This window comes from Caulobacter vibrioides OR37, assembly GCF_000372645.1.
Classification (GTDB): domain Bacteria; phylum Pseudomonadota; class Alphaproteobacteria; order Caulobacterales; family Caulobacteraceae; genus Caulobacter; species Caulobacter vibrioides_E.
On sequence record NZ_APMP01000050.1, the window covers coordinates 1 to 6,182 of the forward strand.

General features: G+C 68.0%; 5 protein-coding genes and 1 pseudogene. 2 read left to right on the top strand and 4 right to left on the bottom strand.

Features of this window, described 5'->3' with window-relative positions; all coding sequences use genetic code 11:
- Positions 1–112 precede the first annotated feature (112 nt).
- Positions 113–625 (top strand): thioredoxin family protein, encoded by a 513-nt coding sequence (locus tag OR37_RS20240; RefSeq protein ID WP_004624894.1) that lies wholly within the window; start codon positions 113–115, stop codon positions 623–625.
- A 560-nt stretch (positions 626–1,185) separates the two neighbouring features.
- Positions 1,186–1,332, top strand: a pseudogene (locus tag OR37_RS21380) (hypothetical protein); the annotation flags it as partial.
- 45 nt (positions 1,333–1,377) lie between these two features.
- Here OR37_RS21380 and OR37_RS20245 read toward each other — a convergent pair.
- The 4 genes from OR37_RS20245 to OR37_RS20260 form a co-directional block, all read right to left on the bottom strand.
- Positions 1,378–2,415, bottom strand: coding sequence for a type II secretion system F family protein (locus tag OR37_RS20245; protein ID WP_054508597.1), 1,038 nt, complete (start codon positions 2,413–2,415; stop codon positions 1,378–1,380).
- Positions 2,370–3,347, bottom strand: a complete 978-nt coding sequence (locus OR37_RS20250; protein WP_004624899.1) for a type II secretion system F family protein — start codon at positions 3,345–3,347, stop codon at positions 2,370–2,372. The genes OR37_RS20245 and OR37_RS20250 overlap by 46 nt, the downstream gene beginning before the upstream one ends.
- 4 nt (positions 3,348–3,351) lie before the next feature.
- A complete protein-coding gene (locus OR37_RS20255) occupies positions 3,352–4,869 on the bottom strand; it encodes a CpaF family protein (RefSeq protein ID WP_004624900.1) in 1,518 nt (505 codons plus the stop codon).
- On the bottom strand, positions 4,870–6,182 hold a 1,313-nt coding region (locus tag OR37_RS20260), incomplete at its 5' end, for an AAA family ATPase (protein ID WP_004624903.1).

Below are 6,182 nucleotides of genomic sequence, written 5' to 3' on the forward strand. Positions count from 1 at the left end.
CTTTTCGAGCCGATCACGGAATCTGAAGGGGCCGCGAATATTTCTTCGCGGCCCCTTTCCTATTCCAAGGCTAGGGATTGCGGACGACACCGTTCGCATGAAGGTCCCGCCGATGAAGTTCCGCGCCCTGGCCGCCGCCGGCCTGCTCGCCCTCGCCGCGCCCAGCCTGGCCCTCGCCGCCGCCAAGGCCCCGACCGTGGCGCTGAAGTCGATCGCCGACCTGCCCACGCCCCTGCCCTATCCCTATGACGAGACCGCCGACGCCGAAAAGGACGTCGCCGCCGCGCTGAAGACCGCCAAGGCCCAGAAGAAGCTGGTGCTGATCGACCTAGGCGGCAACTGGTGCGGCGACTGCCGCGTGTTCGCCGGCCTGATCGAGCAGCCGGACCTGAAGGCCTGGGTCGCCAAGCACTATGTCGTGGTGACGGTCAATGTCGGCCGCTACGACCACAACATGCAGATCCCGGCCCGCTACGGCATCGACAAGCTGCAGGGCGTGCCGACCTTCCTGGTGGTCGATGCGAAGGGCAAGCTGGTCAATCCGAACGCCCTGTTCGCCCTGACCGACGCCCGCCACATGACGCCCCAGTCGATCGCCGACTGGCTGGCCCAGTGGGTGAAGTAGGGCGAGGCTTCGCCCCCGCCACGCCGTCATCCCGCCCTCGTGGCGTGAACCCCTTGTCCGCTCCAGGCGCGGGAGGGTCGGATCGCTTGCGCTTGATGTGATCGCTGAACGAGGGGATTATCGTCGTGACCGCCGGAATGGCGGAATGGCCGACATTTGGAATGTCGCGGTTGGGGGTTAGCCGACCTGGACCGGCTCACGTGTTAGGCACGCCCGCATCTTGGAGCTGAGATGATTGGTACCGCCGTGCTCATCGCATTGAATGCGCTAGTCTGGGGTACGTGGTCGCTCCTCTCGGTGACGAGTAGCTCTAGCAGTTTTGAACAAGCCCTTTGGTATATCTACGGCCCACTCGCGGTTTTTCTGTCGTCGGTTGTCGTTCCAATTATCGCGCTTGCGACCGGACACCTCAGGCAAGGACCGGGACGCTCTTGGCTTCGTGCCGCTTTGCTCCTCGTATTGCTCGGCTTCCTGCCATATGCGTTCATGTCAGGCGGCGGCGTCTAGGAGATAGACGCGCCTCGCCGCCAACGTCCGGGTCGACCACGGTCCCTAACCCTCCTCCAGAAATCCGACCTTCCCGGCGAAGGCCGGGATCCAGATCGAACCCTCCGACGTCCGTCCGTTCGGCGCGGGGCGATGTCGCGTCTTCGCCAGCCGACACGGATGAATCTGGGCCCCGGCGTTCGCCGGGGAGGTCGGTCTGTCCGGAATATCCGGCGGACGAACGCCAGGGACGAGCGCGCGCCGCCTCAGTGTTTCCCGAACACGTCCATGATCTTCATGATCGCCGGGCCCAGGATCATCAGGAACAGCACCGGCAGGAAGAACAGGATCATCGGCACGGTCAGCTGGGCCGGCAGGGCGGCGGCCTTCTTTTCGGCGGCCGACAGGCGCAGTTCGCGGTTTTCCTTGGCCATGACCCGCAGCGCCGTGCCCAGCGGCGTGCCGTAGCGTTCGGCCTGGATCATGGCCGTCGCGACGGACTTGATGCCCGGATAGTTGACCCGGCGCGCCAGGCCCTCATAGGCCAGGCGGCGGTCGGGCAGGTACGACAGCTCGGCGGTCAGCAGGCTGAGCTCCTCGGCCAACTCCATCGAGGAGGCGCCGACCTCGGCGCCGACCTTCTGGATGGCGGCCTCGATCGACATGCCGCTTTCCACGCAGATCAGCAGCAGGTCCAGCGCGTCGGGAAAGGCCGCCACGATCGACTCGCGGCGCTTCTGGGCGACGTTGGTGATGTAGACGTTCGGCGCGTAGTAGCCGATGGCCAGGGCCGCGACGCAGGCGCAGAGCTTCTGCAGCGGCAGGAGGCCGAAGCTGTTGACTACGTAGAGGTAGAAGGCGACCACCGCGGCGAACACGAACGGCGCGACGAAGCGGAAGAAATAGAAGGTCGTCACGGGCCGGGGGCCCCGGAAGCCGGCCTGGGCCAGCTTGTCCACGACCTTGGGGTCCTCCAGCAGCCGGGACAGCTGCAGCCGGTCCACGACGTTCTTGTAGAGGCCCTCGTCCTGGTGGCGCAGCGTGCCGCCGCCCCGCGCGGCGATCGTCTGGCGCGAACGGCGGCGCAGCTCCTCGCGGCGGTTGGCCACCGACTTCAGGCGCCCCTCCAGGTTGGAATTGCGCATCAGCGGCGAGGTCAGGGTGATGATCGTGGCGAACACCACCACGGCGATGAAGACCGTCAGCAGGTTCGAGGGGTCGGTCAGGGCGTCGACGAGATTCACGCGATCCTCCCCCCCTAGAACTTGAAGTTGATCATCTTGCGCATCAGCAGGATGCCGCAGGTCATCAGGACCGCGCCGGCCAGCAGCATCAGGTGACCGCGCGGGTCGGTGAACAGCGGCTTCATGTATTCGGGCGAGGTCACGCTGATCATGGTGACGACGCCGGGCGGAAGACAGCCGATGATGAAGGCCGAGGCGACGGCTTCGGCCGACAGGGCCTTGATCTTCTCCTTCATCAGCTTGCGCGAGCGCAGCACGGTGGAGAGGTTGCCCAGGGCCTCGGCCAGGTTGCCGCCGGTCTTCTGCTGGATGGCCAGCACGATCGAGAAGAAGCGCAGCTCGCTGGTCGGCATCCGCTCGTACATCTTCTCCAGCGCCGCATCCATCGGCACGCCCATGCCGATGTTCTCGGTCAGGATGCGGAACTCGCCGGCCAGGGGCTCGGGGCTCTCCTTGCCGATGATCTTCAGGCAGTCGTGGACCGGCAGGCCCGACTTGACGCCGCGCACGATGATGTCGACGGCGTCGGCGAAGGCCTCGGTGAACTTCTGGATGCGGCTCTTGGCCAACATGCCCAGCACCCAGCGCGGCAGGCCCACCCCGGCGGCGAAGGCCGCGCCCAGGGCGATCAGCGGCGACTGGCCCAGGGTCAGGATGATCAGGGCCACCACGACGCCCAATCCGGCGCTGGCGATCCAGAACATCTTCACATTGTCGCCGAGACCGGCGGCGCGCATCCGGGCCTCGACGGTCAGCGAGGCCTTCTTCTGCTTGCGGTCCTGGTCCTTCAGCGCCTTGAGAATGGCCGCGCGGCGCACGTCCGGCGTGTTGGCGGCGGCCTTGGCCCGCACGGCGGCCTGACGCTGACCGCCCCCGGCGATCAACTGGGCGCGCTTGGCGGCCTTGGCCGCGTTGCTGTCGCCTCCGGCGAAGGCGAAGCCCAGGCCCGCGATGGTGATGAAGCCCAGAACGCCGGCGATGATGAACAGCATCGCGCTACTCCGCCGCGTCGAGGGCTTCGGCCAGCTCGCGCTCCAGCCCGTAGTAGCGGGCGCGGTCCCAGAAGCGCGGCCGGGCGATGCCGGTGGAGCGGTGGCGGCCCACGACCTTGCCGTTCTCGTCCTCGCCGGTGATCTCGTAGACGAAGAGGTCCTGGGTGACGATCACGTCGCCTTCCAGGCCCACGACCTCGGTGATGTGGGTGATGCGGCGCGAGCCGTCGCGCAGGCGCGCCGCCTGGACGATGACGTCGACCGAGCCGACGATCATTTCCTTGATGGTCTTAGACGGCAGGCCATAGCCGCCCATGGTGATCATGCTCTCGACGCGGCTGATGGCCTCGCGCGGGCTGTTGGCGTGCAGCGTGCCCATCGAGCCGTCGTGGCCGGTGTTCATGGCCTGCAGCAGGTCGAAGGCCTCGGGACCGCGCACTTCGCCGACGATGATGCGTTCGGGACGCATCCGCAGACAGTTCTTGACCAGGTCGCGCATGGTGACCGCGCCGCTGCCTTCCAGGTTCGGCGGGCGGGTTTCCAGACGCACCACGTGCGGCTGCTGCAGCTGGAGTTCGGCGGCGTCCTCGCAGGTCACGACCCGCTCGGTGGGGTCGATGAACGCGGTCAGGGTGTTGAGCAGGGTCGTCTTGCCCGAGCCGGTGCCGCCCGAGATGATCACGTTGCAGCGGCAGGCGCCGATGACCCCCAGAACCCGCGCCCCTTCTGGGCTGATGGAGGCGAACTCCACCAGGTTCTTCATGGTCAGCTTGTCCTTCTTGAACTTCCGGATGGTCAGGGTCGGACCATCCAGCGCCAAGGGCGGGGCGATGACGTTGACGCGGCTGCCGTCGGGCAGGCGGGCGTCGCAGATCGGCGAGCTTTCGTCGACCCGGCGGCCGACCTGGCTGACGATCCGCTGGCAGATGTTCATCAGCTGCAGGTTGTCGCGGAAGCGGACATTGGTCAGCTGGACCTTGCCGCCGACTTCGATGAACACCCGGTGCGCGCCGTTGACCATGATGTCGGCGATGTCGTCGCGGGACAGCAGCGGCTCCAGCGGACCGTAGCCGAGGACGTCGTTGATGATGTCCTGGACCAGGTGCTCCTGCTCGGCCACCGACATCGAGACGTTCTTGATCGCCACCAGCTCGGCGACGATGTCGCGGATCTCCTCGGCCGCCTGCTTGTGGTCGAGCTGGGCCAGCTGGCTCAGGTCGATGGTGTTCAGCAGGGCGTTGAAGATCGTGGTCTTGGTGGCGTGGTAATAGTCGCTCTGCTCGCGGACGATCACCGTCGTCTGGGGCTCGCCCTGGGCGGCGCGCAGCTGTTCCAGGCCCGCGGTCGCCTTGGGCGCCGCGCCCGCCTTCGGCGCCGGCGCCAGCACCTTCGGCGACGGCGCGGCCGGAGCCTCGCCGGGCTCGATGCGCTGCGGACGCGTGGCGATGGACGCGCCGCCGGCCGGCGCGGGAGGCGGCGCCTTCTTTTCGGCCTGGACTGACGAGTCGCGCTTGCCGAACATCTACTTCTTCTTGAACAGGCTCGAGATCAGGGACGTCTTCTGGGCGGCCGGCGGTTCGCGGCGGCAGATCAGCCGGGCCAGGTGCTCCAGCCCCTCGGCGGCCTTCGACTTGGGCGCGACCTCGGCCAGCATCTGGCCGTTGTTGGCCGCCAGGCCGTAGGGCTTGGGATCGAACGGCAGCACCAGCGAGGGCTGAACGCCCAGGGCGTCGCCGAAGTCCTTGACCGGGATCTCGGGCCGGCCGGGCACGCCCACCTGGTTCAGCACCAGGCGCGGCGGCGCGTCATTGGGCCGGGCCTGGCGAACCAGGTCGATGATGTTCTTGGCGTTGCGCAGCGAGGCCAGGTCCGGCGTGGCCGTCACGACCAGCTCGTCGGAGCCGACCAGCACCCGACGGGAGGCCGCGTTCCAGATGTGCGGGATGTCCAGCACCACGAAGGGCGCGGCGCCGCGGATCTTCTGGGTGACTTCCTCGTAGACGTCGGCGGAAATCTCGTAGTCGTCGTCCAGGGTGGCCGGGGCCGCGAACAGGGATAGACGATCGCCGCAGCGGACCATCATGCGGTCCATCAGCACCGGGTCCAGTCGGTCGGGCTGGGTCAGGGCTTCCAGGACGCCGTGCAGCGGGTCCTGATTGAAGTCGAGGCCGGCCGTGCCGAACGCCAGGTCGAGGTCGACCAGCACGGTGGCGGTCTGCATCTTCTCGGCCAGCATCCAGGCGAAGTTGTGCGACAGGGTCGAGGCCCCCACCCCGCCCTTGGCGCCGACGAAGGCGATCTGGCGGCCGATGAACGGCGCGGTCGGGTCGGCGTACAGCGCCCCGACCGCGCGGATCACCTGCAGGGGCGACAGGGGCTGGGTCAGGTATTCCGACACCCCCCGGCGCATCAGTTCGCGATACAGCGAGATGTCGTTGGTCTGGCCGATGACGACGACCTTGGTCCCCGGGTCGCAGACCTGGGCCAGGGAGTCGAGCATGTGCAGAAGGCGCTGGGCGCCGTCCAGGGTCTCGACCATCACCAGCGAGGGCGTGGGCTGGTTCTGATAATAGTCGACCGCCGCCTCCAGGCCGCCGCCCTGGATCAGGGTCGAGGCGCGCGCCATGCGGCGGTCGCCGGCCGCGTGGCGAACCAGCGCCTCGGTCTCGGGGCGGGCGCAGAAGGCGTGGATGGAGATCCGAGGGATCACCGCCTCGCCCATGCTGTCCGGAATGGGCTCGTGATAGACCGGCGCGGCCGGCGCGGCGGCCGCCGCGCTGGGCTCCCTGGCCTCGGCCCGCGGCGAGGGCGCGCGGGGGACCGGCGCCGGGGACG